Here is a 25,730-nt window from a genome sequence, read left to right as displayed (position 1 = left end):
CCCCCGACTGCCCCCTTGACCAAACACCCGGCTTAGGACAAACCGCCACCATGGTTCCACTCGATACCCTTGCCCAGATCACCCAACGCTTTGAGTTTCTCGAAGCGAAGCTGTCGGCGGGCCTTGCACCTGCCGAACTTGCCAAACTGAGCCGCGAATACGGCGATCTTAAACCCGTCGTCACCGAGATTGCCGCTTACCGCCGCGCCCTGGATGATCTGGCCGAGACCGAAATGCTGTTGGCAGACCCCGAAATGCGCGGTCTTGCCGAAGATGAAATTCCCGGTCTGCGCGATCAGATTGCGGAAATGGAAGCGGCCCTGCAACTGGCGCTTTTGCCCAAGGATGCCGCCGACGCACGCCCTGCGATTCTTGAAATCCGGCCCGGCACTGGCGGCGAAGAAGCGGCGCTGTTTGCCGGGAACTTGCTGAACATGTACCGCCGCTATGCCGAAAATCGCGGCTGGAAATTTGAGATTCTGGAGCTTCAGGAAAGCGATCTGGGCGGTATACGCGAACTTACCGCCCATATTCAGGGGGCTGGCGTCTTTGCCCGGATGAAATACGAATCCGGCGTGCATCGTGTGCAGCGCGTTCCCGAAACCGAAAGCGGGGGGCGGGTGCATACTTCAGCCGCGACCGTGGCCGTGCTGCCCGAGGCCGAGGAGGTGGATATCGACATCCCCGCATCGGATATTCGCATTGACACAATGCGCGCCAGCGGGGCCGGCGGTCAGCATGTGAACACAACCGATTCGGCGGTGCGCATCACCCATCTGCCCACCGGAATCATCGTTGTCTCGGCGATGAAATCGCAGCATCAAAACCGGGTGGCGGCAATGCAGGTTCTGCGCGCCCGGCTGTTTGAGGCAGAGCGCGACCGCGTCAACGCCGAACGCTCGGCCAGCCGCAAAAGTCAGGTGGGGTCGGGCGACCGGTCTGAGCGCATCCGCACCTACAACTTTCCGCAAGGCCGAATGACCGACCACCGGATCAACCTGACGCTCTATTCTCTGGGGCAGATCATGGGCGGCGATCTTGACCCGGTGATTGATGCGCTGATTTCCGATGATCAGGCGCGCAAACTGGCCGAGATGCAATGACAACGCTGCTGGATGCGCGCCGCTTGGCCGTGGCGCAACTGGTGGCGGCGGGCGTGCCGGGCGCGGCGCAAGATGCGGCGGTGTTGTTGGCGCATGTCATGGGGGTGGGGCGTGCCGATCTGGCACTGCTTGCGCCGCAAACAGTCTTGACCGCAGCGCAGGCCACACAACTGGCCGCAGCCATCACCGCGCGGGCAAATCGCCAGCCGGTCAGCCAGATCACTGGCACCCGCATGTTCTGGGGGCGCGCCTTTGGCGTGACCCCGGATGTGCTTGACCCACGCCCCGAAACGGAAACGCTGATCGCGGCCGCCTTGCGGGTGCCGTTTGCCTCGGTGCTGGATTTGGGCACCGGCTCTGGCTGTATCTTGCTGACCCTGCTGGCAGAGCGGGGGGCGGCAACCGGATTTGGCGTGGATCTGTCGCAAGCGGCGCTTGATGTCGCACAGGCCAATCAGCGCCGCCTGGCCCCACAGGCAGCAGTTACATGGGGGCAGGGCAGTTGGTACGCGCCCGTGACAGGGCGGTTTGACCTGATCGTGTCCAACCCCCCTTATATTGCCGCCGATGAAATGCCCAACCTGTCACCCGAGGTCCGCGAGTGGGAGCCGCATCTGGCGTTGACGCCCGGCGGCGATGGGCTGGCGGCCTATCGCGCCATTATACGCGGGGCGGCGGCGCATCTGATGCCGGGCGGGTGGTTGATGGTGGAAATCGGGCCAACGCAAGGCGCGGCGGTTGCCGGGTTCTGTGCCGACGCGGGGCTGTGCGACATTGGCTGTCTGCCCGATCTTGACGGGCGCGACCGCGTGGTTCTGGCCCGTTTCACCGGGGATATTTCGCCGCATGATGCGTGAATTTCCCCACAAAACGGCAAGAAAATGCTGGTTTTCTGGGGATAAATACAAAGATTACCAGTTTTCCCTTGTCTCGCCTGCAAACCCATGGTTAGACAATAGCTGTGACAGGGGAAGGCGTAGGGGTAACCCGGCTCTTATCCCCGCACGCAATGCCAAAAATGCCTGATGCGCCCGGTCTTGGGGAAGATGTGTCCTCGACGACCGCCGCTGCATAGACAAAGCCAGATAGATCTGGATCAAAGGACAAGATGAGATCTTCCAAGTCCCGCTCGCGTTCGAAATCGAACCGCCCGCGCACCCTCGGTAATATCACCAACCGTGTCTTCGACAGCTCCGGCCCCGAAGGCAAGGTGCGGGGTACGCCGCAGCAAATCATAGATAAATACATTCTTCTGGCGCGCGATGCGCAGCTTTCGAATGATCGGGTGAATGCGGAGAATTTTCTTCAGCACGCCGAGCATTATACCCGAATGTTGGGCGAAGCGACGCGCGAGATGCAGGTGGAACAAGATGCCCGCCGCCAGCAGGACAGCCAGAATCAGCAGACTCAGCAACGCGAGTATCAGCCGCGTGATCGCCAGCAAGATCGTGGCGAAAGCCAGCAACCCGATCTGCGCGACGACCGCCCTGATACAGCGCGCGATGATCGCCGCGACGACAACAAGCGTGACGACAGCAGGCGCGACGACAACAAGCGCGATGATCGCCGCGACGAGAAACGCGAAGACACCAGGCGTGACGATCGGCGCGACCGCGATGCGACCCGGCCAGATACAGCCCGGTCGGATTCGGCCCGGTCAGATGCTGAGGGCCGCGCGCCCGAGGTGATTGAAACCGCTAGCAATACGGATGACAGCGGGTTGGTGGAAACCCCTGAAACACGTCGCCCACCGCGGCAACGTGTTGCACGCCACAAACCCGCTGCGGCTGCGCCGACCCAGCCCGAACTGGCTGCCGCGCCCACAGAAAGCGAAAAGTCGGATCGCAGCCCGCGCAAACCCCGAGGCCCACGCAAGCCCAAAGCCAAATCTGTGGCCGACAGCCCAGCCGAAGCCGCCGGAAACGAAGCCGCTGAATAATCAAGAAAAGCCGGGGCAAGCGCACCCGGCTTTTTTATTGGCCTTGGCGGTTCAACCGGATTCAATGCGGTTCGCAGCTTCATCCAGAAATTTCTTGCATAGCCAAGTTGAGCGCAGACCAAGGGGGCCGGCAAGTGAAAACCGGCGCCGCTCTGGTGTCGTAACAATGGCTACAGGCCAGATGCGTCAGTCAAATCCCCGCGACAAGGCGCAGAATTTTTCCAGCGATATTTCTTCGGCCCGCGCCGTGGGGGCGATGCCAACCGCTTCCAGTCGCGCCTCGATATCCGGGCCCATCGCCTTGAGGCTGGAGCGCAGCATCTTGCGGCGTTGGTTAAAGGCCATTGCCGTCAGCCGCGACAGCATGACGCCATTGGCCGGATAGCGCGGCTGATCAAGCCGGATCAGATGCACAACAGCGGAGTGGACCTTGGGCGCGGGGCTAAAGGCCTCGGGCGGCAAGGTCAGCACGATTTTCGGATCGGTGCGCCATTGCGCCAAAAGCGCCAGACGACCATAGGCCTTGTCGCCGGGTTTTGCGACGATGCGCTGCGCCACTTCTTTTTGGAACATCAAGGTCAGGCTTTGCCAAAACGGCGGCCACTGCTCGGGCGACAGCCAACGGACCAGCAATTCCGTGCCAATATTATAGGGCAGGTTGGCCACCACGCGCACAGGCGGCGTCAGATGTGCCGAAATATCAATGCCAAGGGCATCCGCATTCAGCACCTCAAGCCGCCCTGGATAGACGGCGGCAATTTCGGCCAGGGCGGGCATGCAGCGGCTGTCTTTTTCCACGGCCAAAACCCGTCGCGCGCCCTCGGCCAACAGCCCGCGGGTCAGACCACCGGGGCCGGGGCCAATTTCCAGCACATCGCATTGCGTCAAATCCCCGGCTGACCGTGCAATCTTGGATGTCAAATTCAGATCAAGCAGGAAGTTCTGGCCAAGTTGCTTTTTCGCCACCAGATCATGGGTACGAATGACCTGGGCCAGGCTTGGCAGCCCGTCAATCGCCGCCATTTCCGGCCCCGCTTTCATCTTGGTTGAAATGCCCCACGGGGGCGGCCCCCGCGCGCGTTTGCGCCATATCTTGTGCCATGCGCAGCGCCGCAATCAGGCTGGTCGGGTCAGCCCGGCCTTTGCCCGCGATATCAAAGGCAGTGCCATGATCGGGCGAGGTTCGGATAAAGGGCAGGCCCAGCGTCAGGTTCACGCCCCCGGCAAAATCTATGGTCTTGATCGGGATCAAGGCCTGATCATGATACATGCACATCGCCACGTCATAGCGGGCGCGGGCGCTGGCATGAAACAGGGTGTCGGCAGGCAGGGGGCCGATAATCTGCATGCCTTCGGCGCGAAGCCGGTCCAGCACCGGGCCAATCAGGGTGATTTCCTCATGGCCCATGGCCCCGCCCTCACCGGCATGCGGGTTCAGGCCGGCAACCGCGATCCGCGGTGCTGCTATCCCGAAATCCTGGCGCAGACCCGCATGGGTAATTCGCAGCGCGTGTTCAAGCGTGCCGGCGGTCAGCGCACGGGGCACCTCTGCCAAGGGAATATGGATGGTCACCGGCACCACGCGCAGCTCTGGGCAGGCCAGCATCATGACCACCCGGTCGACAGCGCCAAGTGCGGCCAGATATTCTGTATGCCCCGGAAACGCAAAGCCGGCACCATCCTTCAGCGCTTTTTTGTTGATCGGCGCGGTACAGATGGCCGCCGCCGCACCCGCCTGCACCAATGCCACCGCACGGGCAATAACGGCAATGACATCGGCGGCATGTTCGGGCTTGGCCGTGCCTGCCGTTGCGGGGCTGGCAAAGGGGTGAGGCAAGACCGGCAGGGTATCGGCTGCGACCGAATGGGCCTGTGACGGCTGTTCGATCAGACAAAAGCGCGTGTTTGCAGGCAGATGCCGCGGGTCGCCGATCCAGAAAAATGGCAGATCGGCCCCCAGCGATTTGCGGGCCAGAACAGCAATTTCGGGGCCAATGCCGGCTGGTTCACCACAGGTAAGCGCGACAGGCGCGAGGGGCAGGGGCATGCCTTATGGTTCGCGGATGATGGCGTTAAAGCGCATCTCTTCCAACAGGTTTTGCGCCTTTGCCGCAAGCCGCTCATTCAGCAGCCGTTCACGAATCGCCTCACGGCTGGCCGGAACCTCTTGCACCGGGTTCCGGGCGCAAAGCATCACAAACACATGTGCCGCCCCACTGGGAAAATCAACGCTTTCTCCGGGGTCAAGTGGGGCCAGCGCGCGACCGATATTGGTCGGGATCTGGGCCGTGGTTTTGGTTTCCCGGATAAGGCGATCTGCTGGCTGGCCCTTGGCAATGGCGTAAAGGTCATTGCAGCTATCAACCTTGGCGCGAATGGCCGCGGCCTCAGCGGCGCCGGTTTTGGCCGGAAGCGTGTATTGTGCATAGTCGATGCTGACAGATTTCGGGCCCTGACCGCTGGCTTCCTTGATTTCGCGCAGCAAGAACAGGCCAACAGCCCCGCCCATGGCGACGGGTTGTGATACCTGGCCGGGCTGTAGCCCCATGATGACCGGGGCGATACCCGCCGGCAGGTTGGAAAGCGGCATCCAATCAAGCCGCCCACCACGCCCCGCCGTCGCCGATGTGGACACGCGCCGCGCGACGGCGCCAAAGCTGGCTTCAGACGTGATCTCGGCGCGCAAACGATTGGCCTGTGCAAGGGCTGCCTGTTCTTGACCGGCGGGTGCCGACAGCACGATTTCCGAGATCAGCACGCGCAGGTTTGGCAGACCCTCATCGGTCGCAATCGCGCGATCAACCTCGGCATCCGAAACGAACACCTTGCCAACATAGGTTGCACGCACAACCTCACGCCAGACCAGGCCCGCCTCTACAAAGTCACGAAATGTTTGCGGCGAGACGCCGGCCTGCCCCAAAGCGGTGACGAATTGGTCAGCCGTCAATTGCGCGCGGGCGGCAAACTCTTCCATCCCGGCCTTTATCTGCTCGGGGCTGACGCTGAGTCCCATCGCTTTGGCTTTCGCCATCCGCAGCCGATCTTCGATCAGCGCCTTTAGCGCCTCTTTTTCGATATCGCCGGGGCTGTTGAAAAGCCGCAACATTTGGGAACGCTGCTGCACCTCGAATTCCGTAATTGCACGGTCATTCACATAAATGCGCGGGGTGAACAGGTTTTGGGCCTGCACCGGGGCGGCCCCCAGCAAACTGCCGGCAAGGGGAAAAAAGAGGGCGGCGATAAAGGGGGCTACTGCGCGGATCATCGGTTTCTTCTCTTGGCAAGGATCTTTCGGCCTTTCGGCGGCGATCTGGTCAATCTGTGGTACTCTGCCGGTCGGGGTCATGGCAACACCTTAACCGCTGCATGCGGCAGCGGGGCCGCGTTTCGCTTTGCCGCCAAACCCCAAAAGATCAACCGAAAGGCCGAAACTGGTGGTCGCATTGACGCTGCTGGATGAGGTAAAGCGCCGTGCCATCGACACATCCAGCTTTAGACATTCGTTGCGGAACGCCACATTCAGCCCGGCCGAGGCGGCGCGGTTCGCGACAAAATCATAGCGGGTGTTCAGGTTGGCTTCCCAATTCGGGGCGAATTGATAGCGCCCCTCCAGGTTCAGCTCGGATATGGCATCGGCGCGGCCTTCGCTGGGATCGGCCAAAACCCGTATATAAGATGAGGCGAGGCCGTAGTTTTCCCGCTCCAATGCCAACCGCATTTCACCCTTTGTCAGTTTGAACGCATCATTGAAAACCATGCGGTTGGTCAAGGAAACACCATCGGCCATAGAGAGGCGAATGGCCGCAAGCCAATCTGATTTCTGGCCCTGCAAGCCCGAGGCGGCGCTGAACTGGCCATAGTTGGATGTGTGGTAAACCCGCCCAAAGGTCAGGCCAAGCGACCAGCCGGCCGGGTCATAGCGGGTATATCCAAGCCCGATATTGGCGTAGGAGCCCTGCTCGACCTCATCAGAGCCGGGAAAGCGGTTGATGGAAAACAGATTGCCCTCATCAAACTCGACCAAGGCACTGTCTTCATTTGGCACGCTGCTGTTGTTTTGCTTGGCCAAGACCAGTTGCATGATCGGCTCTATCACATGGCTGACACCGTTTTGCGCGGCACGAACCAGCGGCCAGCGCAGTTCAACCCCTGCGGCTGTCGCGCCACGAAAGCGGTTGCCCTCAAAGGGGGTATCCTGGCGGATGCTGTAAAAATCGCCGGTCATTTCGGTCATGGTCGCTGCCAAAACGCCACCCGGCAGCAGCCAGTTGCGTCGCCAATCCGCAGTAAACGACAGGCGCGCCATGTCGCGGCCATCGCTGATTGTGTCACCATCGCTATCGACCGGGCTGTTGGAACTGCGATAATGACTGTGGTTTTGCACCCGAAACCCACCCTCACCGCCGATCAATCCCGGTGAAAAGCGGCGCTGATACGTCACATCAGAGACGATGGACGGCAAGGTGCTGTTTACATCGCCGTCGCGAATGGAGCGGTAATTGATCAGCCGGGCCGAGATATGTTCATTGCGTCGGGTACGCGCGATTTCAACGCGGCTTTCCAGCCGGTCGAGGCCGGACACGCCATAATCCAGCAGATACGCCTTGTCCGAGGCCATGATCCCGGAAAATGACAGGATGAAATCCTTGGGCAGGTTGAACCGGCCGAGGGCGGTCAGATAACCGCGGGTTTGGTTGGGAACAAGCTGATCAGAAGACAGCGCCCCGTTCAATTCAAGCCGCCCGGTTCGAAACGCCTGACGATAGCGCAAATCAACGCTTTTCACGTTTTTACTGGCGATATAGGGCGTAACGGTCAGGTCTTTGTCATCGCCGATGCGGATGAAATAGGGAATTTTTACCCCAAACCCAAGGTCGCTGGTGGTCCGAAAAGAAGGGGCCAGAACGCCGGTTTGACGTTTCAGCGTGGGGTCGGGTATCCGCAGATGCGGCAGCCAGAAAATGGGAACACCAGCAAGCCTGAATGAGGCATTGTCAAAATAGATCTGACGCTCCTGCTCATCATGGACCACGCGGGCGGCGCGAATTTCCCACAGCGGGGTGGGGCGGCTGGCGCAGACCTTGCAGGATGAAACCACGGTATTGGACAGGCTGGTGTAGCGCCCACCGATGCGCATCATTTCAGACGAAGCAAGCTGCAATTGCTGGTCAAGCACCAGCCGCGCGCTTTGCAAGATACCGTCAGACAGGTCCGACGACAGGTCGGCCTGATCGGCAATGACAATGGTGCCATTCTTGTCTGTCAGAACAATTGGCCCCGAAATCAGCAAGCGGTCAGCACCGCGATCATAGGTGATCCGCGACGCTTTCAGCCGCAACCCATTCTGAAACACTTCGACATTACCCTGCGCGACAAGCGTATCATTCCCGGCAATCTCGACCCGATCGGCGACAAGCGACGCCAGATCCTGCGCCCGCAGCGGCGCGGCAGAAACCACCAAAGACAGAACTGTGGACAAAAGCAAAAGCCGGATGGTCCGCAAGGTCAGAGGCATCAGCCATCCTCCAGATGCAAAAGAAGCCCGAGTGCCAGTAAAATCGCGGCAACGGGCGGCGTCCATGCCGCAAGATACACCGGTATCTGGCCGTTTTCACCCAATACCTGCGCGAAATTGCGTAAGAAAAAAATCGCAAATCCCCCCGTCAAGGCAAACACAACCCGTTGCCCGGTCTGTCCAAAACGGGCATGACGCATGGTAAAGCCAGCCGCAACCAGCACCATAGCCGCCAATAGCAAGGGTAACGCCAGTTCCATCTGCAACCAAACACGATGCGCGCGGGCCGTAAAACCAGCCAGCTCCAGCTTGGCTATATAGCTGGGCAGCGCCCAGATTGGAATGGCCGATGGGGTGCCGAAACTGTCCCGGATACGATCGCGGGTCAGTTCAGAGGCAAGTCTGGCGCTGGATTTCATCTCGGCACCAACTTCGGGGTTTGCTGTCGTCAGGTCCCAGTATTTTGCATTGCGCAACACCCAGGAACCGGGTTCAAGCAGCGCCTCTTCGGCCTCTATGCGTTGGACGGGGGTGCCTTCGGGGTCAAAGATCAGAAAAGTTGCGGCAAACAGCCGGGTTCCATCAAGATCGGCGCGCGCGGCCTGAATAACGGTTTGCCCATCCACTCCGCCCTGGCGCAGCCACAGCGCATCATCGCTAAGCGACAGCACACTTTCCACGCCGCGGGCCTGATGCGCATAAAAAATGTCATATTGCTTGGAGGTCGCCGCGACCAGCGGGTTCAGAACCGCCACGGCAAAGGCGCCCAACAGCAAGGCGGCGGTCACCGGTGCCAGCAAGAACTGCAACCCCGAACGCCCGGCCGCGCGCACCACCACTAATTCACTGCTTTTTGCCAAAGCCAAAAACAGCGCAATCGCGGCCAGAATAAACACCAGCGGCAAGATGAGATAAAGCGTGGCGGGCACATTCAGCAGCGCCAAAGTAGCGGCATCGGCCAATGAAATGCCCTGACCGGAAAACCGGCGCAACTGCTCGACCATATCGGTCAGCATCAAAATGCCGAAGAAAACGAAAAAGACCTGGGCAACCACCTTCACGAAACGCCGGATGAAATACAGGCTCAGGGTCATGTCATCGCCCTTTCGCGGCTGTGCGGGCCGGGGCCTGCGGTATGGCGGCGGCGGGGGCGTTGGGCAATCCACAACATGACGATGGATAGCATGATCCCGGCGATCGGCGCAACATAGACCAAGACCCACGCCCCGTCACTGCGCAGCGATGCCGAAAACCCCGCATTGTTGATCATCTGCACCACAATCAGCACCACCACGGCACCGATGATTTGTCGCCACAGCCCAAACCGGCTGAACGCCCCCAAAAGCAGGGCCGAAAACCCGATAAGAGCGGTTGCAAGCGCAAGGAAAGGCTGGCCGATCCGTGCATGCCCATCTGACAACAGGGCCGCGCGGCTTGCCCCGACCTCGGCAATCACAGCCGGGGTCGGAAACAACAGGTCCAGCGTTGACAGTTCATCCAATGTGCGGGGCGGGCGCTTGTCAGACAGCAAGAAGTCGCCAAGATCATAGGTGAAATCGGTGAAATGGGTAACCGAGAGCCGCTTTTTCCCCTGACTGTACCCTTGGCTCATACCGTCAAACATGATCAGCTTTGGCTCGGTGTCACCGCGCACCAACAGCGCACGCCGGGCGGTATAGGTTGTGGTTTCATCGGGCTGGCGACTGTCGGTCAGAAAGATGTCGCGCAACTCTCCATTGTCGCTGATCTCTCGAATGTAAAAGGTGATGCCATCGGTTGGGTGCATGAACGTGCCTTCAACCAGCAGTCGCGCGGTCAGATTGGCGCTGATCTCGGATGTGCGCTCGGCCAGCACGCTGCGGCTGGCTGGCACGATGACATTGTAAAGCACGACCAGCATCAGCGTGACCGACAGGCCAAAATACACCACAGGGCGCGCCAGCCGAAACGCGGAAAAGCCGGTGGCCTGCATGACGACCAATTCGCCATCCTGGGTCAGCCGGTTGGTGGTATAAACCGCAGCCGCAAAGGCCGAAACCGGCAGCACCACGCGAATGACGTTTGGCAGCGTCAAAAACGAGATTTCCAGAAAGACCAATGCCGATTGGCCATCGCCAATGATGCGGTCAAACAGCCCGACAGCGCGGTTGACCCAATAGATCAACACCAGAATTAGCGAGAAAAACCCGAAAAGCGCAAGAAATTGCGACAGCAGGTATCTGTCGAATCTGGACACGCGCGTTTTCTCCCACCATCAAAGCTGCGTCGACACTAGCGGAAGTTCGCGCCGGGGAAAACTCATATCTGGGCGGGTAAGGGGCTGTTTTGGGCGATTATCGGCCTGAAACGAAGTATCAGGTCGGGTCTGGTAAAGCGGTTTGCCAAGGGCTAGGCTTTGCGCTGGAAGGGCAGGGGCAATCGCGGCCTGCCTGCCACCATGACCCAAAAGCGGAATGATGCCTGATGACCAATCCCTTACCCATAAAGTTTCTTGAAACCGACCTTGAGGCCCTTGCCGGAATCAGCGGGCGCATTGCCTTGTTGGTTGCGCCCGATGACAATGCGGCCCGCAGCCCGGCGGCGCGACGATTGAACCGTTTGACCAAGGGCGCCTTGAACAGGTTTCTCGGCTCTGATGCCTGGGGCAAGGTGAAACCGGGCGAGGCGACAGACTTGGCCTGGCCTGCAGGGCTGCAAGCCGAGGCGTTGCAGATTGTCAAAGCCGGGCCGCGCGCCGATGTGGCCACGGCCCGCAAAGCCGGGGCTGCGATTGGCAAGGCCGTGGGCAAGGCCGGGGTTCTGGTGCTGGCAGGCTCCATGCTGCGCGCGGCCGATGTCTCGTTTGGTCTGGCACTGCGCGCCTATGATTTTGAACCGCACAAGACCGCAGAGCCAACGGCGCGCGGCCCTGTGCAAATGATGGTCAAAGACCCCGAGGCGGTGGCGCTTGCAGCCAATCCGATGGCGGCTGTGGCCGAAGGCGTGTTTTTTACCCGCGATCTGGTGAATGAGCCGGCCAATGTGCTGACCACCGATGATTTCGCCGCCCGGCTTGCCGCAATGCAGGAATTGGGGCTTGAGGTGGAAATCCTTGAGGAGGAGGCGCTTGAAGCCTTGGGCATGGGGGCTTTGCTGGGGGTCGGGCAGGGCTCGGACAGCCCTAGCAAGGTTGTTGTCATGCAGTGGAACGGCGGCGGCGAAGGGGCCCCGTTTGCGCTGGTCGGCAAGGGCGTGGTATTTGACACTGGCGGCATTTCCATAAAACCCGCAGCGGGTATGGAAGAAATGACCATGGATATGGGCGGCGCGGGCGTGGTTGCGGGTGTCATGCGCACACTGGCGCTGCGCCGGGCCAAGGCCAATGTGGTCGGGCTGGTCGGGCTGGTTGAAAACATGCCGGACGGGCGGGCGCAACGCCCCGGCGATGTCGTCAAATCCATGAAAGGCGACACGATCGAGGTGATCAACACCGATGCCGAGGGGCGTTTGGTGCTGGCCGATGTGCTGTGGTACGCGCAAGAGCGCTTCAAGCCGGTGGGAATGATCAATCTTGCGACCTTGACCGGGGCGATTATCATTGCCTTGGGCCATGAAAACACTGGCGTTTTCAGCAATGATGACGGGCTGTGCGATGCGTTCCTGACGGCTTGCAAATCCGAAGGCGAAGGCGCTTGGCGGATGCCGATGGGCGACGCCTATGACGCCAAACTCAAATCACGGATTGCCGATATGATGAATGTCGGTGGCCGCGATGGGGGGGCGATTACGGCGGCACAGTTTCTGAAACGGTTTGTCAAAGAGGGTATGCCCTGGTGCCACCTCGATATTGCGGGCACCGCCTTGGTGAAAACCGACACCACGCTGGCCCCCAAAGGGGCTACGGGTTGGGGTGTGATGGCGTTGGACCGGCTGATCCGCGACAGGTTCGAGGGCTGAGCCATGGGCGTGGTGATGTTTTACCACCTCACCACCTCCAGCGCCGAGGCGACCGCGCGGGTATTGCTGGCGCGGTCCTTGAAAGCCGGGTGGCGGGTCATGCTGCGCGGCACAGACAAGGCCCGGTTGGAACGACTGGACGAAGTTTTGTGGCAGCACCCGGCGGATGGGTTCTTGCCGCATGGGCTGGAAGGTGGGCCACATGACGCGCAACAACCGATCTTGCTGGGCCGGGGGCCGATCGGCAACGACGCACAGGCGCTGATGGCGGTTTACGGGGCAACGGTTGACCCGGCCGAGGTGGGCGGGCTGGAACGGGTGTTTATCCTGTTCGATGGCCATGACGAAGCGGCTGTAATCGGCGCGCGGGGCCAATGGAAAGCGCTGACAGGCGCGGGCCATGCCGCACAATACTGGTCAGAGCAAAGCGGTGGTTGGGAAAAGAAAGCGGGCTAAGCCCACGCAGACAGCGCTTGGAAATCCTAAAAACCGACAGTGCCATTACCCCGCAACGCCTTGCGTTGGCAGGATAATGGCGAGGGCAGTCGGTTTTGCCAAGCGTCTCGACTTTGCCTTGAAACACAGCGCATCCCCTAACGCTTTGAAATATTCGATTTCAGGCTGCGATAGGTGAGGCAGATTCAAGGCAAAACGCTTCAAGCGTCAAAAGTGGTATTTGTTGGCAAAAAGGCGGCGTACTTCTTCGCCGCGTGTGGTGCCGCGTTCTGCAAGCTGTGCATCTGTCAAAGCGTTCAGCTTGTTCACGGCTTCCATCCGGGGGTTCATCTCTGCCAGCAAGATCAGAAGATTATAGAAGGCGATAAAGGGCCGCGCGGCAAGACTGGCAAGCGAGGCGACGGGTTTGGCAGCAGCAACGTAAGTCATTGGGAAACTCCTATTTGGGTGTGTTCATCTTCCCTGCCGCCAATATGTTCTTTTACATCGGTAAGTTAAACCGACGTTCCCGACTTGCTGCAATGCAGAAACCGCATGGCTCATCCGCTTTTGGCTGCGGCGTCTCTGCAAGCAAGGTCTGGTTTGGCCTTGCCTGCATTTTTTGTGTGGGGGGGCGCCATCCAAGCGCGGCTGAAGGCCGCCCGGGCCACCCGATTATTCGGCCCGATCTTTGCAACAGCCGGTTTGGTGGCAATGACCAAAGCCCGGCGACGTCAAGCCGAGATTTGTTCGCGCAAGATTGCTGCGGTCATCGAGATCATCAGATAGATGCCTGCAAAAATCAGCATCGCGACCAAAGTGCTTTCAAAGGCACGGGGATAGGTTGCTTCATCGGGTAGAATCGGTTTGACCGAAAGCGAGAGGTAGCGGGTTTGCCGGTTGGCTTCGGCCCGCGCGGTTTCCATTGATTGGATGGCCTGCGCCAGCATCAACTGGCGGGTCTGAACATCGGCCTGTGCCACCAGCAATTCACTTTGGACCTGCGGCAAGGATTTGCCCCCTTCCGAGCCTTCGGTCAGCTTGGCACGCAGGGCCGCAATCTCGAACTCCAAAGCGCCGATCCGGCGTTCCAGCGGCTCCATCCGTGCGGCATTGGGGCGGGCGTTTGATTTCATTTGCTGCAACGACAGCCGATCTTGTGACAGCATCGTTTCCAACTGGCCAATCTGCGCCGTGATCAGGGTCACCTCGACCTCTGACGAGACGACCTTGAACTTTTCCTGCAACTCGACAACGCGCCGCTGCGAAACCAGCATTTTTGCCTCGGCATCCACATAGCCTTCGCGGGCGCCGCGCATCTGATCTTCGCGCAGACGTTGGGTCAGATGGTCAACCTGACCCTCGGCATATTCGATCAACGCATCGGCAAACTCTACCGATTTTTCCGGTGTTGTGGCGATGACCTCCATCTTGACCAGCCCTTCGGTCGGGTCATAGGAAATCTGGAAGTTGCGCTGATAGACTTTATAGGCGGCCTCCAGCGTGGCATCGGGTTCCAGTCGTTGAATGGGATCAATTTCCGGGGCGCTGTAATGCTCGCGAAAACCGTGGTCCTGATCCAGTCGCAGCATCGCTTCACGCGATTGCAGATAGCCCTGCACCGCGATACTGTCTTGCGAAGTGGCCATGGGCGAGCCTTGCAGCAAGCCGCTCAGGCCACCCGCACCGCCGGTAGGGTTTTGCGATTGCTGGATAACAAATTCGGTCTTGGTCGCATAAAGCGGGGTTGCGACCATATAATAATACCAGCCCGTCACGATCGTGGGCAGCACGACAAAAAACGTCAGGCGCATCATCATCAGAACGGATTTGCGCCGCCGCCGCCGCGCCAGATCGCGCTGAATTTTCATGATTTCGGCGGCGTGATTAACTTCGGCCCGCGCCTCGGTTGAGGGAACCTGAATCGGCTTGATCGTCTGTGGAAGTTTATCGCCCGCACCGGGGGGCAGCTTGGCCAAGGCACGCGAATCCTCGGTCTGGATCGGGGTGCCGGCGCCTGTCACCAGATCCAGCATGGAGCTGCGTTGAAACGGGTTGATGCCCGCGGCGCGCAGCAGGCGGATGGCGTCAAAATCGGATGTTGCGGGCAGACCGTGTTTTTGCGCCAGATTGCGTGCCATTCGCAACTGACGGCCGGTCAGCCCTTCGTGGCGGATCGCTTCAATGGCGTCCTCTGATGCGGATTCGGCCGGTCCGGTGGCCGGTCCGGTCTGATTGGCCGGTTTCGCGGTGGGAAATATGCCAGAGCCGAAACCATCATCATGATTGTCAAACAGCCCTGCGTCGCCTTCCACCGGGGCGGGCGGAAATTCCGGGCGGCGGATGCGGAACCGTTTAGCTGTGAGCTTCATAGTCATACAGACGTTTCGCTTCTTCGAGGGTTTCGAACATATAAAGCTGGCCATTGCGCAGCACCGCAGCCGAGCGGCAGAATTTTTCAAGCGTGGCGGCCTGATGCGAGACGACGATGATCGTCGCGTTTTGTAAGCGTTGTCGAAGGATCGCACCGGCTTTGGTGTTGAACTCAACATCGCCGGTAGAGGGCATGCCCTCATCTATCAGATAAAAGTCGAATTCCAAAGCCAACATCAACGCAAAGGAAAACCGTGATCGCATGCCCGAGGAATAGGTGCCCACCGGCATGTCGAAATATTCCTTGATCCCGGCCAGCCAGCGGCAAAAACTTTCCATGTAATCCGGGTCCAGCCCGTAAAGGCGCGCGATATAGCGGGCGTTTTCGGTGCCGGTGTGCTTGTTCATTACCCCGCCCATGAAGCCCAGCGGAAACGATATGCGCGAGGTTCGGACGATCTTGCCCTCATCCGGCTTTTCAAGCCCGGCCATCATGTTGATGATCGTGGTCTTGCCCGTGCCATTGGGGGCAAGGATGCCCAGCGAGTTCCCACGCTCCACCTTGAAACTGGCCCGGTCAAGAATGATCTTGCGGGTCTTGCCGGTCCAGAAGGACTTGCTCACATTTTCAAACGCGATCATTGATCTGCTTTCAGCCTGGGCCTCTTGTTCTCGGTTTGATCCGGGATACGACTTTTTGGTTAACGATCTGTCACCAGCACTATAGATGGATGGTTCGCCAAGGATTAAATCAGCATTCTGGCAGCATTATGTCGCTTTCACCGCATTACAGCAAGGTGATCAGCGGCCTTATTGGCGCCGTTATTGGCCGGGGGCCGTTATCGGTTGCGTGACAAAGGCAAGCCGTAGCGCGACAGCAGTACCAGGGCGGGCCCCATTGTCAGGCTTAACCCCAGCCCAAGACGTGCCGCCTCTTGCATGGCACCGCCGGGCAGGGCGGTTTCAAGGGCCAGTAACGGCAGGGTAAAGCCAATCGCCATAAGCCCCGCAATATAGCCGATCTCGCGCAGTGTCAGCCGATTTGGCAGCGGGTGGCCGACCACCCTCATCCCCCAGGCCGCAACCAGTATGCCCAAGGGTTTGCCCAGCCACAGCGCCCCAAGCATGATCCATGTTGTCGGGCCAAAAGCCCCAAGATCCATCGCGCCCCGCGTCAGCCCAAGCAAGAACAAGATCACAATCACGGGCCGCATCAAGGCGTGCGACAATCGGTTCAGCGGGTCGTTCAACAGGCCTTCTGCCTCGGCAAACAGGCCAAAGCTGTGGTTGCCATAGGGCATCGCCGGCAGCAGCGGCAAAAACGCCAATGCGGGCGGCAGGCCCGAAGCCGACATCGCGATCCAACTGAACGCGCCCAGAATCAGCCAGGGCCACAACCGGCCCGCCCGCTGCCGGTCCCGCTCGGTCACGCGGGGATTTTGTAGCGGGCGGGTCAGCCGGAAATAGCCAAAAGCAGCGGCACAAAACGGCACCAGCAGCCACAACGCGCGCAGATTGCCGTTGATGGGCGCCGAAAAGCCGCTGATCAGCAGCCCAAGCACGCCATCAAGAATACACATGAACAACAGAACCTGAAGCGCGGCATGGCCCTTGCCAAAGATCATCCGCCCAAAGAAAAACGCCAGCACCATATCGCTGCCAAAGGGCATCACCCAGCCGATTGCATCAACCGCTTCCTCGGCGGTTTCCAGCCAGGCCGTCAGCGCCAGCCAAACCAGCGCCGAGGATACCATGCCGCCCAGCACCATCGCAACCGGGGCCAGGGCCAGCTTGCCGCGCAAGCCGCCATGATCTTGCAGCAGGGCCTCCCAGATTTCCTTGCCGATCAGCAACACGAATACCGGCATCAGCAAGCTGGAAACCAGTGTGGCAGGGGTGAAACCCGGCCAGAACAGCCGCAGCTTATACAAGGGGTCGCTGTCGAACGGATGCCATTCGATGATGTCGTAATACAGGCTCGGGGCAAGGTTGACCGCAACTGTGGCCAGCGCCGCACCGGCCAAAAGCGCCTTGGCATAATGTTGCAGATGGGGGGAGGCAGGGGTCACGGGGCGGCAGCCTTGTGAAAGAATCCGGGCATCAAACGTTGCCCCTGCATAGTGTAGCCGCCACCAAGTCGCAATTGGCCTTGCCGGAAATGCCGCAGGTGTGCTGTGCTTGCATCTTGTCCCGGTGCCTGACGGCGCTTAAGGCTGGTCAAGACACAGCAGCGCGGGGAAATATCATGGCAGCGAGCAACGCAAATGGTCTGGACATGGCGCATAGCGCGATGATGGCCGCACCTGATGATGACGCGGCCCGCATGCGCTATTACGCGCGGCTGGCCGATGGCATGCTTTATCTGATGCTGGAACAGGAAACCGAAGACGGTGCGGTGCAGCCGGTCGTCGTGACGCTGGAGGATGCGCAGGTCGTCCTGGCCTATGATACCGAAGAGCGGCTGGCGGCGACCACAGATGCGCCTGTACCCTATGCCGAACTGCCGGGCCGGGTGATCGCGGCCCAGCTTGCCGGGCAAAATGTAGCGCTTGGCGTCAATCTGGGGGTGGGCGAGGCCGAATTTCTGGTCTCGCCCGAGGCGCTGATCTGGCTGTCGCAAACGCTGAACACCAGACCCGCCAACATCTCGGCCCGCCCCGTGGCGTTTGAGGCACCGCAGGGGTTGCCCGCCAGCCTGGTGCAAGCACTGGAGGCAAAACTGGCGCGGGCAGGGGGGCTGGCGCAAGCGGCCTTGCTGGCGGCCGTGCGCTATGAGGATGGGCGGCGCAGCCATATGCTGGCCTATATCGGGGCCGTGCCGGGGGCCGAGGCCGCCTTGACGCGGGCAGCAAGTGAGGCGCTGATCTTTTCGGGGGTCGAGGCGGGGGAAATGGATGTGACCTTCCTTGCCGCCGATCTGCCGGTGGTCGATCGCATGGCCCGTGTGGCGCAGCATTTTGATCTGCCGGAACCTGTGGCGGCGCCCCCCACCGGCCCGGCAGCCCCGGGAATGGACCCATCCAAGCCGCCAAAATTGCGTTAATTTTGGGGTATTATTATACCTTTCTTTTAAGTCATTGTTATGCAACAATAAATTAAACATCAAGTGACTTGACTGTGCATCTGCGTTGAAAGATATACACCCCATCCGAGATACCGGGGCCTTTCCCCGCAACACTTCAAAGGGTGTGAAATGAAAACCTTTACCGCAACGCCTGCGGATATCACAAAGAAATGGATCTTGATCGACGCCGAAGGCATCGTTCTGGGCCGTCTCGCCACAATCGTGGCTGGTATCCTGCGCGGCAAGAACAAGCCGACCTTTACGCCGCATATGGACATGGGTGACAATGTGATTGTCATCAATGCCGAAAAAATCCAGATGACTGGCAACAAACGCGCTGACAAGCGTTACTACTGGCACACTGGCCATCCGGGCGGAATCAAGTTCCGCACCGCGGCACAGGTGCTGGAAGGCGCACATCCCGAGCGTGTCGTGACAAAAGCCGTTGAACGTATGATCACCCGCAACTCGCTGGGTGCCCAGCAGATGACCAACCTGCGCGTTTATGCAGGCGCTGAGCATCCGCATGAAGCACAATCGCCGACCGTTCTGGACGTTGCTGCGATGAACCCCAAGAACACGCGGAGCGCTTGATCATGTCAGAAATCAAATCCCTCGACGATCTGAAATCGGCAGTTGCCGATACGCCCGCCGCAGCCGTGCAGGCCGCTGTTGTGCGTGAACCGATGCGCGACAAGCTGGGCCGCGCCTATGCAACCGGCAAGCGCAAAGATGCGGTTGCCCGCGTCTGGATCAAGCCGGGCACTGGCAAGGTTGTGGTTAACGGCAAGACGATGGCAGAGTATTTTGCCCGTCCGGTGCTGCAGATGATTCTGCGCCAGCCGTTCACCGTTGCTGGCGTTGAAGGCCAGTTCGACGTGATGGCAACTGTTGCCGGTGGTGGCCTGTCTGGTCAGGCTGGCGCGGTAAAGCATGGCGTCTCCAAGGCGCTGCAGCTTTATGATCCAACCCTGCGCGCTGCATTGAAAGCAGCAGGCTTCCTGACCCGCGACAGCCGTGTGGTTGAGCGTAAGAAATACGGCAAAGCCAAAGCACGCAAGAGCTTCCAGTTCTCCAAGCGCTAACAGCGAGCGATTATATTTCTCAACAAAAACAAAGGGTTCGCATTATTGCGGGCCCTTTTTTTATGCGCAATTGGCGTGCTGGTTTACAGCGTTTCGTCTTTGACCTGAAACAAGGCCTGTCACATAACGCGTTGAACTCTTTAACTTCAGGCGGCGATATGTGAGCCAGGTTCAGCGCGAAACGCTTTTTACACAACGATAACAGTCAGGGCATGTAGAGAAGAGGGCAATTTCTTGCCTGCAGATCATATTCCGATAATCAATATTATGTACAATGGGTTATGGGGGTAACCTAACCCCCTACTATAGCAGGGGGTTAGGTGGGCAGGAGAACTAAACTTCAACTGCGTAGCTATCTCGCAGCGGTGTCGAACGCGACCTGATGCCGCACCGCCCGACTAAAATCGGGTCCGGTCCTGCCAGAAACTTATATACATTGATTATCTGCTTGGAAAGGGCAGAGTGGCAAAGGCCAAGTACATAAGCGATTTTGAGCGCGATGTGATCCGCATAGGCGTTTCTAGGGGTATCAAGGCCCCTGCAATAGCCCGCTTTCTAGGGCGGCAGAAAATGGCGGTTTACAACCACATAGCAGCAATGGAAGCAGACGGAACGATAGGCAATGTTCCCCTTGCCTTTGTCGCAGATGAAATTGCGAGGGCAATAAATGCGAAGGAGTAGCGGCGACTATAGCCACGCATCGCACATTGCAAAAGTCATCTCGGGATCAAAGGCGCGTTGTGGTGGTCGTTCGGTTCTGTTTGCAATGTGCCAGCGGGCGGAATTTTCAAGGCCAGAGGTGACAATAACAAAGGCCCAACTGCAAAAAATGACAGGCCTAGCCCGCAAGGCCGTCCAGTACGGTTTGGCTAAACTTAGGGACGAAGGGTCTATAGTGCCTATTGCACATTTTGAGGGCGGTTCTGGCCATGCAGTAACCTATAGGCTGGTTGCCCTTGGGCAGGCGCAAGAGGCACAGATTAAGCCTAACGCAAGGGCAGAGGCCGTTCTAAGCGCTACAAGTCAATTCCTTTCTGAAAACCCGCGTTTGAGTTACGGGGAGGCGCGAGCCATGGCAGAACGAAGCATTTAGAAAATTACACAACGAAAACAGGGGCTTATGCCCCTTTTTTAACGCGCTTAAAAAAGGGGGTCGGTTTTGGACCCCCTTAGCATAAAAAGGGGGTCGGTTTTGGACCAAAAGGGGGTCTATTTTGGACCAAAAGGGGGTCTATTTTGGACCCCCCATCCTTATATTCCATTTATTCCATAGAGGAAAAAGGCCGTTGCTAGTCGCAACGATGGATAAAGCGCTAGTGTCGGGTGGCGGGGGTACTGATCGGGCCGGGGAAGATTAAGGGGCCGCTAAAGCGGCGCTGTGAATTAAGAAGTTGCGGGGATTTAGCGGCGGTCGCTTAAGGGCAGGGCTGGAACGGGGCCAAGGGCCGCAAGGATTGGGGCAGGGCTGGCATGGTATGGGGTTTGGCGGGTGGCAGTGGCCCAAACTACCTACTTGACCCCTTGGCGGGCAAAATAGGGCCATTTTGCAGATCGGGCCGGGGCCGCGTTGCCCTTATGTAGAAAAAAGCCGCGCCGAATCGGTATTGATTGCAACCGAAAGGCGTTTTCCCCTACGTTATATTATCACATTACATAGGGGAAACAGGTGGCGACATTATCAGAACGGGCGCGGGCGTTGCGGGATCGTGGGCAGGAATTGAAAACCGCGCCAATCCTGACGCGCATGGCAGCGGCGGCGGCGCTGGGTGAGGAGCTGGCCGCGTTCATGGTAGACCTTGCGGCGGCGGTAGATCATCTAACGCCATATATCGACGAGGGCGCAGACGCGTCAGGGGCAGGGGCCGAAACCCTATGTAATGTAACAGAAAAAACGGCAGGGGGGGCGCATGGCTAACCTTGCGGTCGGTACTATCGTTCACAAAAAGCCGTGCCCGAATTGCGCCGGTGATGTGTACATAAAGCTGAACAAAAACGGCAACGCTTACTTTTACTGCAACGGCAGCGATGAATCGGGCAAGCCTTGTTCCCATCATGAGAGGTACGGCAAAGCTGCATCGCAGCGCCTGCAACTCGCATTTATCCAAAAAACACGCAAAACCAAAACGCTAGGGGTCGAAGATGACAAGACGCTTGAACCTATCCGAGCCGACAACGACAACGAAAAGCCAAGCGGCGGAAACTTCCTTTTCGGTGGATAAGTCCGAGGCCGTAGACTTTGAATTTATGGAGAGTTTCCGGGGACCAGAGATCGGGGGGGAAGGCGATATTGAGCATGATGTTCTAACGCCTGAACAAGCTGAACAAGTTGACCAGGACGAAAAGCCAGAACCTATCGACAAGGGCGCTTTCTGGATCGTCTTCAAGGCGGGCTTTGCAATTCCCGGCGGGTTCTTTCCTGACTTTGTGCCGCTGGCGATCCAGCCGCACGAAGAACCACCGGCGCGGGTGGCGTCCGATGCAATACACGACCTTTTGGAAATCTATTTCCCGGCAGCCCTTTTGCCGCAGTCAAAGACATTGGCGCTTGCTTTGGCGGCTGGTCCTTTCCTGATTATGAAAGTTGCGGTTGTGCGGGAAATCATGCGAGCGCGCCGGCTGGCGATGATAGAAGCCCGCAGACCTGCAAACCTTAATCAAGCCCCAAGCGGCGGCGGCGGCGATCCGCAGGCACCGGCAGGGCGCGGCGGTTATGTATCGCCTTTGGGCTGGATGGATAACGAGGGGGCGGCGGCGTGAGTTCAAGCAGCAACGCGGGCCGCTTGGGTGTTTGGGGGCGATCGGGTTCAGGCAAATCATCATGGGTGAAACGCTACCTAACAGGGGCGCGGCGGGTCGTGGTATTCGATCCGCTGGGCGAATACCAAGCAGAAGGATTTAAGCCGCTGGAACATAGGGCAGGCGGGCTTGATGCCGTGCGGGTCGCCATGCGTGACAATTGGTCAGGGTTCCGGCTGGCCTATGTTCCACCGGCAGGCAAAGAGGCGGCGGCGCTTTCTGGCCTGTCGCGTCTTTTGATGAAAGCACAGACCCCATATTTCAACGGCGGCGGCGGGCCGCAAATGACGCTTGTAGTCGAGGAAATGAATCTTTCATTTCCGGTAGCGGGCGGCGTGGAAAAGGCCGCAGGCTTTGCCGATATTTGCAGCCGTGGGCGACACTATGGAATTGAGGTGGTGGGCGTCTCGCAACGCATTGCCGAGGTAGCAACGCGCTTTCGCGGCAACTGCACTGAAACAGTGGTATTTGCCCAGAAGGGGCCGCGTGATGTTGCGGCGGCGGCGGCTGAATTGGGAACAGATCAAGGCCGCATAAAAGCCCTTCAAGCCCTGCAATACCTGCACGAAATCGGCGGCAAGGTAGAGGCTGGAGAGATAACTTTTAAGAAAGCCCGCAGATAGGTATATAAGGTTAGCTTACCTTACATAGGTTTTGAGCCTGAAACTTTATCGGCCATTGATTGCCCCATGCCCCGCGCGGTGTGGGGCTTTTTCAATTGGGTTGGTTGATGGAACGGCAATTCTTAACCTCTGTTATCGCGGCGCTTTCGGCGTGGTGGTTGATTGAGCAAATCAAGAAATATCGCACGCAAACGGTGGCAGACATTAGCCCTGTTTCCGGCATTGCTGAAGCTGAAACCAATTCTGAAACGATGGTTTAGGAGAGGCAAAACATGCCAAAGAAACAAGACTTGAAAGCGGTGGGAATTGTGACTGTCGGCGTGATGCTGGCGGGCTTCCTTATGTACCAATTCCGCGATGTTCAGTTGATTGCGCAAGCGTCCGCTGGCTTTGACGTTTAAGGGGGGCCGGCTATGACTTTCGCAGTTAAGCGGATGCCTACCCCGCAGGGCATCGGCGCGGGGCAAACCGCGTCTATCAACTTGCCCCTTGGCCTGACGTATACCCGCCTTATGATCCGCGCTAAGGCGCTTATCGGCGGGTCGCAGGTCGATCTTGCCCCGGCCAACTGGGCAACCGTCTTTGGCGAAATCCGGCTGATGGTGAACGGTGACGCACAAATCACAATCGACGCGGGCGACCTTGTTAAGCTGAATCAGTTTTACGGCAAAACGCCAAAGGTCGGGGTTCTGCCCTTGTTCCTTTCCCGCCCTTGGATTCGCACTATAGGCGGCGAAGATCAAACCGGCTACGGCACGGTTGGCATGGATACCTTTTCGATTGAAATCGACATCAAGTCCGGCCAAACGGTTTCGCTGTTGGAGGTATACGCGGTTCAATCGGCGGCGACGGTTTACGGGCCGCACCTTCGCATTCAGCGGTATACGTGAAATCAGGGCGTAACAGGTCCGGCAGAGATTGCCGACATTGTGCGCGGTCCCTACGCAATGCTGGCCTTGCACGTCAATACCGATGATATTTCAACGGTCGAAGTGCATACCGACGGTCGAAAGATCATGGAAAGCGACAAGCAAATCCGGGACGCGCATGGCGACATTGCGGGCCGCACGGCGCAAGTTGATACGACGCATATCGACTTTCTGTCTGAAAACCGCCTTCAGGAAGCGTTGCCAATGGCCTTGCAGGATTTTCGCTTGAAAATGGACTTCACGGCGACCGGCAACTTTTCGATTTATGCGGAAAGCCTGACAAGCCCGAATTGATCCAGAGCGGGGGCAGCCTTTGCCCCCCATTCCCAAAACCTTAGATAAGGTGCCAAAAAATGGAACGCTTTCATATGGGGGGGTTCAGCCTAAGAAATCCCTTCTGGCCTACATCAATTCGACGAATACACCTGCCCTTACCTTTGGCGGTGCGCCTACTGTGAACACAAATGGCGTATTCTTGGGCAGCAACAAAAACACATATTCCAATCTTTCCATGGGCCAGCCCGCAAAATCAAGCGGCGGCTTTTTGAACGGTTTGGGCGATATATTGGGCGGCTTGTCTTTTGGTACACCTGTGCAGACAGGTGGCGGCTTTGCGGGCGGAAGCTTTGCTGGCAGCTTCTGGCAGGCTTCCCACCAATCTTTCCATGGGCGCAGAGGTCCAGCCCGTTTACAGCGGGCGCGGCGGCGATCCGCGCCAATACGGCGGGACTGCGCAAGAGTGGCAAACCGCAGTTGCAACGGGGCAGGTCGGGCAGATCAAAACCGCACAGCTTGACGGGCAAAAGGATTGGGTATCCGGCCTGAAAGATACGCTTGGCGGCATCCTTGGCTATATTGGTTCATCTGGTGACGCGTCCGGTCAGGTCGTGACGCCCGTTTCCTATCAAGAGGAAAGCGGCACCAATTGGCCCATCATTATCGCGGCTTTGGCGGCGGCTGGTTTGGCAATCTATGCCTATCAGTCCAAGTAAGCAGGGCGAAGAAATGGCAGGATTGCCCCCCCTTCAACTGTCGAGCGGTCCAGCCATATCAGGCGGGCCGACAACGGCGAACGGGGGGGGCCTCTGGCGCGTTCTATGTCCAGCGAAAGGCGGATTGGAAAGCGCAGCTAACGGCGGCTTTGCCGTATGTAATCATCGGGGGCGTTGCGCTGTGGATTTACCGGAAATAACGCTTGAGCCTGTCGAATGGTCGCCAAGGGTAGAAGGCTGGTTGCACAAGATTGCAGGCGTGGAACGTCACATTGAGGCAATCGCAATGCGGGTGAAAGCGGCGAATCAAGCCCTTTCAATTCGGGCGAATGGGGTTGAAAGCGGTATGCTGGTCTATTCGGTTGAGCTTGAACCCCGCGGGGCCGTGCTGGTGGCAAATGCCTTGGCGGGCAGATTTTGCGGTGTTGATTTGACAGTGCTTTGTCTGAACGTCTTGACAGAAATGGGCCGAGCTGTTGGCGCGGTCGCGGTGCGCTATTGGACGGATCGGCGCGGGCTTGTCCGAAAGTGTGAAAAAATGGGGCTAGAAAGCCGTTATGTGCTTGCTTTGAGGGGCAAAAATCTAAATGGTTAGCAGCAGCACCCGCGTGAATGATCCAGTAGCGAAACAAAAGACAATCGTATTGTTGCCAGTGAACGGGCCATTGCAGTCAATTCAGAGGGCGGCGCGGTACAGGTCCAAGTTGTCGCAGATGAGGCCTTTGAATTGGCGGAAATGTCTGTCGATCGGTTGGCAGACAGCTTTGACAGCACCACGCGCATTTTCTCGTAAAATCCTTGCGCGACACGCAAAAGGCCTATACGGACTGAAAGCGCACAGCTTTCTGAACAGATCATCAAAATTGGTACCCTTCCGGCGCTGGCGCTGGTGTTCCTTGTTGGCAAAATGAAAGGCTGAAAAGATGGATAATAACCGGGT

Annotated in this window: 30 protein-coding genes; 19 read left to right on the top strand and 11 right to left on the bottom strand. The window is 58.6% G+C overall.

The window, feature by feature from the left end; translation table 11 throughout:
- The first annotated feature begins 50 nt into the window (after positions 1-50).
- The 3 genes from prfA (at position 51) to VDP61_RS10145 (ending at position 3,042) form a co-directional block, all read left to right on the top strand.
- Complete coding sequence (gene prfA, locus VDP61_RS10155; protein WP_323006797.1) at positions 51-1,103, top strand: peptide chain release factor 1; 1,053 nt, start codon at positions 51-53, stop codon at positions 1,101-1,103.
- Complete coding sequence (prmC, locus tag VDP61_RS10150; RefSeq protein WP_323006796.1) at positions 1,100-1,960, top strand: peptide chain release factor N(5)-glutamine methyltransferase; 861 nt, start codon at positions 1,100-1,102, stop codon at positions 1,958-1,960. The genes prfA and prmC overlap by 4 nt, the downstream gene beginning before the upstream one ends.
- A 251-nt stretch (positions 1,961-2,211) precedes the next feature.
- Complete coding sequence (locus VDP61_RS10145; protein WP_323006795.1) at positions 2,212-3,042, top strand: DUF4167 domain-containing protein; 831 nt, start codon at positions 2,212-2,214, stop codon at positions 3,040-3,042.
- Positions 3,043-3,228: 186 nt separating this feature from the next.
- Here the strand turns inward: VDP61_RS10145 and rsmA are convergent, their stop codons facing one another.
- From rsmA to lptF, 6 genes are all read right to left on the bottom strand, one after another.
- Positions 3,229-4,065, bottom strand: coding sequence for a 16S rRNA (adenine(1518)-N(6)/adenine(1519)-N(6))-dimethyltransferase RsmA (gene rsmA, locus VDP61_RS10140; protein WP_323006794.1), 837 nt, complete (start codon positions 4,063-4,065; stop codon positions 3,229-3,231).
- Positions 4,052-5,089: a 4-hydroxythreonine-4-phosphate dehydrogenase PdxA gene (pdxA, locus tag VDP61_RS10135; protein ID WP_323006793.1), complete on the bottom strand. Its 1,038-nt coding sequence runs from the start codon at positions 5,087-5,089 to the stop codon at positions 4,052-4,054. The genes rsmA and pdxA overlap by 14 nt, the downstream gene beginning before the upstream one ends.
- Positions 5,090-5,092: 3 nt before the next feature.
- Entirely contained in the window at positions 5,093-6,307 is a 1,215-nt protein-coding gene (locus VDP61_RS10130) for a peptidylprolyl isomerase (protein WP_323006792.1), read from the bottom strand.
- 90 nt (positions 6,308-6,397) lie between these two features.
- Complete coding sequence (locus VDP61_RS10125; protein ID WP_323006791.1) at positions 6,398-8,557, bottom strand: LPS-assembly protein LptD; 2,160 nt, start codon at positions 8,555-8,557, stop codon at positions 6,398-6,400.
- Positions 8,557-9,651 carry an LPS export ABC transporter permease LptG gene (gene lptG / locus VDP61_RS10120; protein WP_323006790.1) on the bottom strand — a complete coding sequence of 365 codons (1,095 nt, stop codon included), beginning with the start codon at positions 9,649-9,651 and terminating at the stop codon, positions 8,557-8,559. Before lptG ends, VDP61_RS10125 begins: the two co-directional genes overlap by 1 nt.
- Positions 9,648-10,793: an LPS export ABC transporter permease LptF gene (gene lptF / locus VDP61_RS10115; protein ID WP_323006789.1), complete on the bottom strand. Its 1,146-nt coding sequence runs from the start codon at positions 10,791-10,793 to the stop codon at positions 9,648-9,650. The genes lptG and lptF overlap by 4 nt, the downstream gene beginning before the upstream one ends.
- Positions 10,794-11,020: 227 nt before the next feature.
- Here lptF and VDP61_RS10110 point away from each other — a divergent pair, with 227 nt between their 5' ends.
- Both VDP61_RS10110 and VDP61_RS10105 read left to right on the top strand, forming a co-directional pair.
- Positions 11,021-12,493, top strand: a complete 1,473-nt coding sequence (locus VDP61_RS10110; RefSeq protein WP_323006788.1) for a leucyl aminopeptidase — start codon at positions 11,021-11,023, stop codon at positions 12,491-12,493.
- 3 nt (positions 12,494-12,496) lie between these two features.
- Positions 12,497-12,949, top strand: coding sequence for a DNA polymerase III subunit chi (locus tag VDP61_RS10105; RefSeq protein WP_323006787.1), 453 nt, complete (start codon positions 12,497-12,499; stop codon positions 12,947-12,949).
- A 207-nt stretch (positions 12,950-13,156) separates the two neighbouring features.
- Here the strand turns inward: VDP61_RS10105 and VDP61_RS10100 are convergent, their stop codons facing one another.
- The 4 genes from VDP61_RS10100 to VDP61_RS10085 all read right to left on the bottom strand — a co-directional run bounded on the left by VDP61_RS10100 (position 13,157) and on the right by VDP61_RS10085 (position 17,370).
- The gene (locus VDP61_RS10100; RefSeq protein WP_323006786.1) at positions 13,157-13,378 is read right to left on the bottom strand and encodes a hypothetical protein; all 222 of its coding nucleotides are present in this window, start codon (positions 13,376-13,378) and stop codon (positions 13,157-13,159) included.
- 284 nt (positions 13,379-13,662) lie between these two features.
- Entirely contained in the window at positions 13,663-15,306 is a 1,644-nt protein-coding gene (locus tag VDP61_RS10095; protein WP_323006785.1) for a capsule biosynthesis protein, read from the bottom strand.
- The gene (locus VDP61_RS10090; protein ID WP_323006784.1) at positions 15,284-15,943 is read right to left on the bottom strand and encodes an ABC transporter ATP-binding protein; all 660 of its coding nucleotides are present in this window, start codon (positions 15,941-15,943) and stop codon (positions 15,284-15,286) included. Before VDP61_RS10090 ends, VDP61_RS10095 begins: the two co-directional genes overlap by 23 nt.
- A gap of 197 nt (positions 15,944-16,140) precedes the next feature.
- On the bottom strand, positions 16,141-17,370 hold the full coding sequence (locus VDP61_RS10085) for a Na+/H+ antiporter NhaA (protein ID WP_323006783.1): 1,230 nt from the start codon (positions 17,368-17,370) through the stop codon (positions 16,141-16,143).
- Between the two features lie 176 nt (positions 17,371-17,546).
- Between VDP61_RS10085 and VDP61_RS10080 the strand changes: the two genes are divergently transcribed.
- The 14 genes from VDP61_RS10080 (at position 17,547) to VDP61_RS10015 (ending at position 25,385) form a co-directional block, all read left to right on the top strand.
- Positions 17,547-18,344, top strand: a complete 798-nt coding sequence (locus VDP61_RS10080; protein ID WP_323006782.1) for an SseB family protein — start codon at positions 17,547-17,549, stop codon at positions 18,342-18,344.
- A gap of 150 nt (positions 18,345-18,494) precedes the next feature.
- On the top strand, positions 18,495-18,959 hold the full coding sequence (gene rplM / locus VDP61_RS10075) for a 50S ribosomal protein L13 (protein WP_323006781.1): 465 nt from the start codon (positions 18,495-18,497) through the stop codon (positions 18,957-18,959).
- A gap of 2 nt (positions 18,960-18,961) precedes the next feature.
- The gene (rpsI, locus tag VDP61_RS10070; RefSeq protein WP_323006780.1) at positions 18,962-19,450 is read left to right on the top strand and encodes a 30S ribosomal protein S9; all 489 of its coding nucleotides are present in this window, start codon (positions 18,962-18,964) and stop codon (positions 19,448-19,450) included.
- Positions 19,451-19,912: 462 nt separating this feature from the next.
- Positions 19,913-20,131: a helix-turn-helix domain-containing protein gene (locus VDP61_RS10065; RefSeq protein ID WP_323006779.1), complete on the top strand. Its 219-nt coding sequence runs from the start codon at positions 19,913-19,915 to the stop codon at positions 20,129-20,131.
- Between the two features lie 985 nt (positions 20,132-21,116).
- Positions 21,117-21,365 (top strand): hypothetical protein, encoded by a 249-nt coding sequence (locus tag VDP61_RS10060; protein ID WP_323006778.1) that lies wholly within the window; start codon positions 21,117-21,119, stop codon positions 21,363-21,365.
- Complete coding sequence (locus tag VDP61_RS10055; RefSeq protein ID WP_323006777.1) at positions 21,358-21,669, top strand: hypothetical protein; 312 nt, start codon at positions 21,358-21,360, stop codon at positions 21,667-21,669. Before VDP61_RS10060 ends, VDP61_RS10055 begins: the two co-directional genes overlap by 8 nt.
- Positions 21,590-22,207, top strand: coding sequence for a hypothetical protein (locus VDP61_RS10050; RefSeq protein WP_323006776.1), 618 nt, complete (start codon positions 21,590-21,592; stop codon positions 22,205-22,207). Before VDP61_RS10055 ends, VDP61_RS10050 begins: the two co-directional genes overlap by 80 nt.
- A gap of 65 nt (positions 22,208-22,272) precedes the next feature.
- Positions 22,273-22,869, top strand: coding sequence for a hypothetical protein (locus VDP61_RS10045; RefSeq protein WP_323006775.1), 597 nt, complete (start codon positions 22,273-22,275; stop codon positions 22,867-22,869).
- Between the two features lie 107 nt (positions 22,870-22,976).
- Complete coding sequence (locus VDP61_RS10040) at positions 22,977-23,129, top strand: hypothetical protein (protein ID WP_323006774.1); 153 nt, start codon at positions 22,977-22,979, stop codon at positions 23,127-23,129.
- Between the two features lie 12 nt (positions 23,130-23,141).
- A complete protein-coding gene (locus VDP61_RS10035; protein ID WP_323006773.1) occupies positions 23,142-23,270 on the top strand; it encodes a hypothetical protein in 129 nt (42 codons plus the stop codon).
- 12 nt (positions 23,271-23,282) lie between these two features.
- Positions 23,283-23,759 carry a major capsid protein P2 gene (locus VDP61_RS10030; protein ID WP_323006772.1) on the top strand — a complete coding sequence of 159 codons (477 nt, stop codon included), beginning with the start codon at positions 23,283-23,285 and terminating at the stop codon, positions 23,757-23,759.
- A 39-nt stretch (positions 23,760-23,798) separates the two neighbouring features.
- Positions 23,799-24,092 carry a hypothetical protein gene (locus VDP61_RS10025; RefSeq protein WP_323006771.1) on the top strand — a complete coding sequence of 98 codons (294 nt, stop codon included), beginning with the start codon at positions 23,799-23,801 and terminating at the stop codon, positions 24,090-24,092.
- A 332-nt stretch (positions 24,093-24,424) separates the two neighbouring features.
- Positions 24,425-24,790: a hypothetical protein gene (locus VDP61_RS10020; RefSeq protein ID WP_323006770.1), complete on the top strand. Its 366-nt coding sequence runs from the start codon at positions 24,425-24,427 to the stop codon at positions 24,788-24,790.
- Between the two features lie 181 nt (positions 24,791-24,971).
- Positions 24,972-25,385 (top strand): hypothetical protein, encoded by a 414-nt coding sequence (locus VDP61_RS10015; RefSeq protein ID WP_323006769.1) that lies wholly within the window; start codon positions 24,972-24,974, stop codon positions 25,383-25,385.
- 81 nt (positions 25,386-25,466) lie between these two features.
- On the opposite strand, the gene VDP61_RS10010 is transcribed toward VDP61_RS10015, so the two are convergent.
- Positions 25,467-25,730 (bottom strand): hypothetical protein (locus VDP61_RS10010; protein ID WP_323006768.1); only part of this gene is annotated, 264 nt, incomplete at its 5' end.

It is taken from the genome of Pseudorhodobacter sp. (genome assembly GCF_034675685.1).
In the GTDB taxonomy this organism is placed as follows: domain Bacteria; phylum Pseudomonadota; class Alphaproteobacteria; order Rhodobacterales; family Rhodobacteraceae; genus Pseudorhodobacter.
The sequence above is the reverse complement of the archived record's forward strand: the minus strand, read 5'-3'. Positions and strand labels throughout refer to the sequence as shown.

Coding starts and splice junctions, on each gene's coding strand:
- prfA (WP_323006797.1), top strand. CDS start 51: ATGGTTCCACTCGATACCCTTGCCCAGATCACCCAACGCTTTGAGTTT.
- prmC (WP_323006796.1), top strand. CDS start 1,100: ATGACAACGCTGCTGGATGCGCGCCGCTTGGCCGTGGCGCAACTGGTG.
- VDP61_RS10145 (WP_323006795.1), top strand. CDS start 2,212: ATGAGATCTTCCAAGTCCCGCTCGCGTTCGAAATCGAACCGCCCGCGC.
- rsmA (WP_323006794.1), bottom strand. CDS start 4,065: ATGGCGGCGATTGACGGGCTGCCAAGCCTGGCCCAGGTCATTCGTACC.
- pdxA (WP_323006793.1), bottom strand. CDS start 5,089: ATGCCCCTGCCCCTCGCGCCTGTCGCGCTTACCTGTGGTGAACCAGCC.
- VDP61_RS10130 (WP_323006792.1), bottom strand. CDS start 6,307: ATGATCCGCGCAGTAGCCCCCTTTATCGCCGCCCTCTTTTTTCCCCTT.
- VDP61_RS10125 (WP_323006791.1), bottom strand. CDS start 8,557: ATGCCTCTGACCTTGCGGACCATCCGGCTTTTGCTTTTGTCCACAGTT.
- lptG (WP_323006790.1), bottom strand. CDS start 9,651: ATGACCCTGAGCCTGTATTTCATCCGGCGTTTCGTGAAGGTGGTTGCC.
- VDP61_RS10110 (WP_323006788.1), top strand. CDS start 11,021: ATGACCAATCCCTTACCCATAAAGTTTCTTGAAACCGACCTTGAGGCC.
- VDP61_RS10105 (WP_323006787.1), top strand. CDS start 12,497: ATGGGCGTGGTGATGTTTTACCACCTCACCACCTCCAGCGCCGAGGCG.
- VDP61_RS10100 (WP_323006786.1), bottom strand. CDS start 13,378: ATGACTTACGTTGCTGCTGCCAAACCCGTCGCCTCGCTTGCCAGTCTT.
- VDP61_RS10095 (WP_323006785.1), bottom strand. CDS start 15,306: ATGACTATGAAGCTCACAGCTAAACGGTTCCGCATCCGCCGCCCGGAA.
- VDP61_RS10090 (WP_323006784.1), bottom strand. CDS start 15,943: ATGATCGCGTTTGAAAATGTGAGCAAGTCCTTCTGGACCGGCAAGACC.
- VDP61_RS10080 (WP_323006782.1), top strand. CDS start 17,547: ATGGCAGCGAGCAACGCAAATGGTCTGGACATGGCGCATAGCGCGATG.
- rplM (WP_323006781.1), top strand. CDS start 18,495: ATGAAAACCTTTACCGCAACGCCTGCGGATATCACAAAGAAATGGATC.
- rpsI (WP_323006780.1), top strand. CDS start 18,962: ATGTCAGAAATCAAATCCCTCGACGATCTGAAATCGGCAGTTGCCGAT.
- VDP61_RS10055 (WP_323006777.1), top strand. CDS start 21,358: ATGGCTAACCTTGCGGTCGGTACTATCGTTCACAAAAAGCCGTGCCCG.
- VDP61_RS10050 (WP_323006776.1), top strand. CDS start 21,590: ATGACAAGACGCTTGAACCTATCCGAGCCGACAACGACAACGAAAAGC.
- VDP61_RS10040 (WP_323006774.1), top strand. CDS start 22,977: ATGGAACGGCAATTCTTAACCTCTGTTATCGCGGCGCTTTCGGCGTGG.
- VDP61_RS10035 (WP_323006773.1), top strand. CDS start 23,142: ATGCCAAAGAAACAAGACTTGAAAGCGGTGGGAATTGTGACTGTCGGC.
- VDP61_RS10030 (WP_323006772.1), top strand. CDS start 23,283: ATGACTTTCGCAGTTAAGCGGATGCCTACCCCGCAGGGCATCGGCGCG.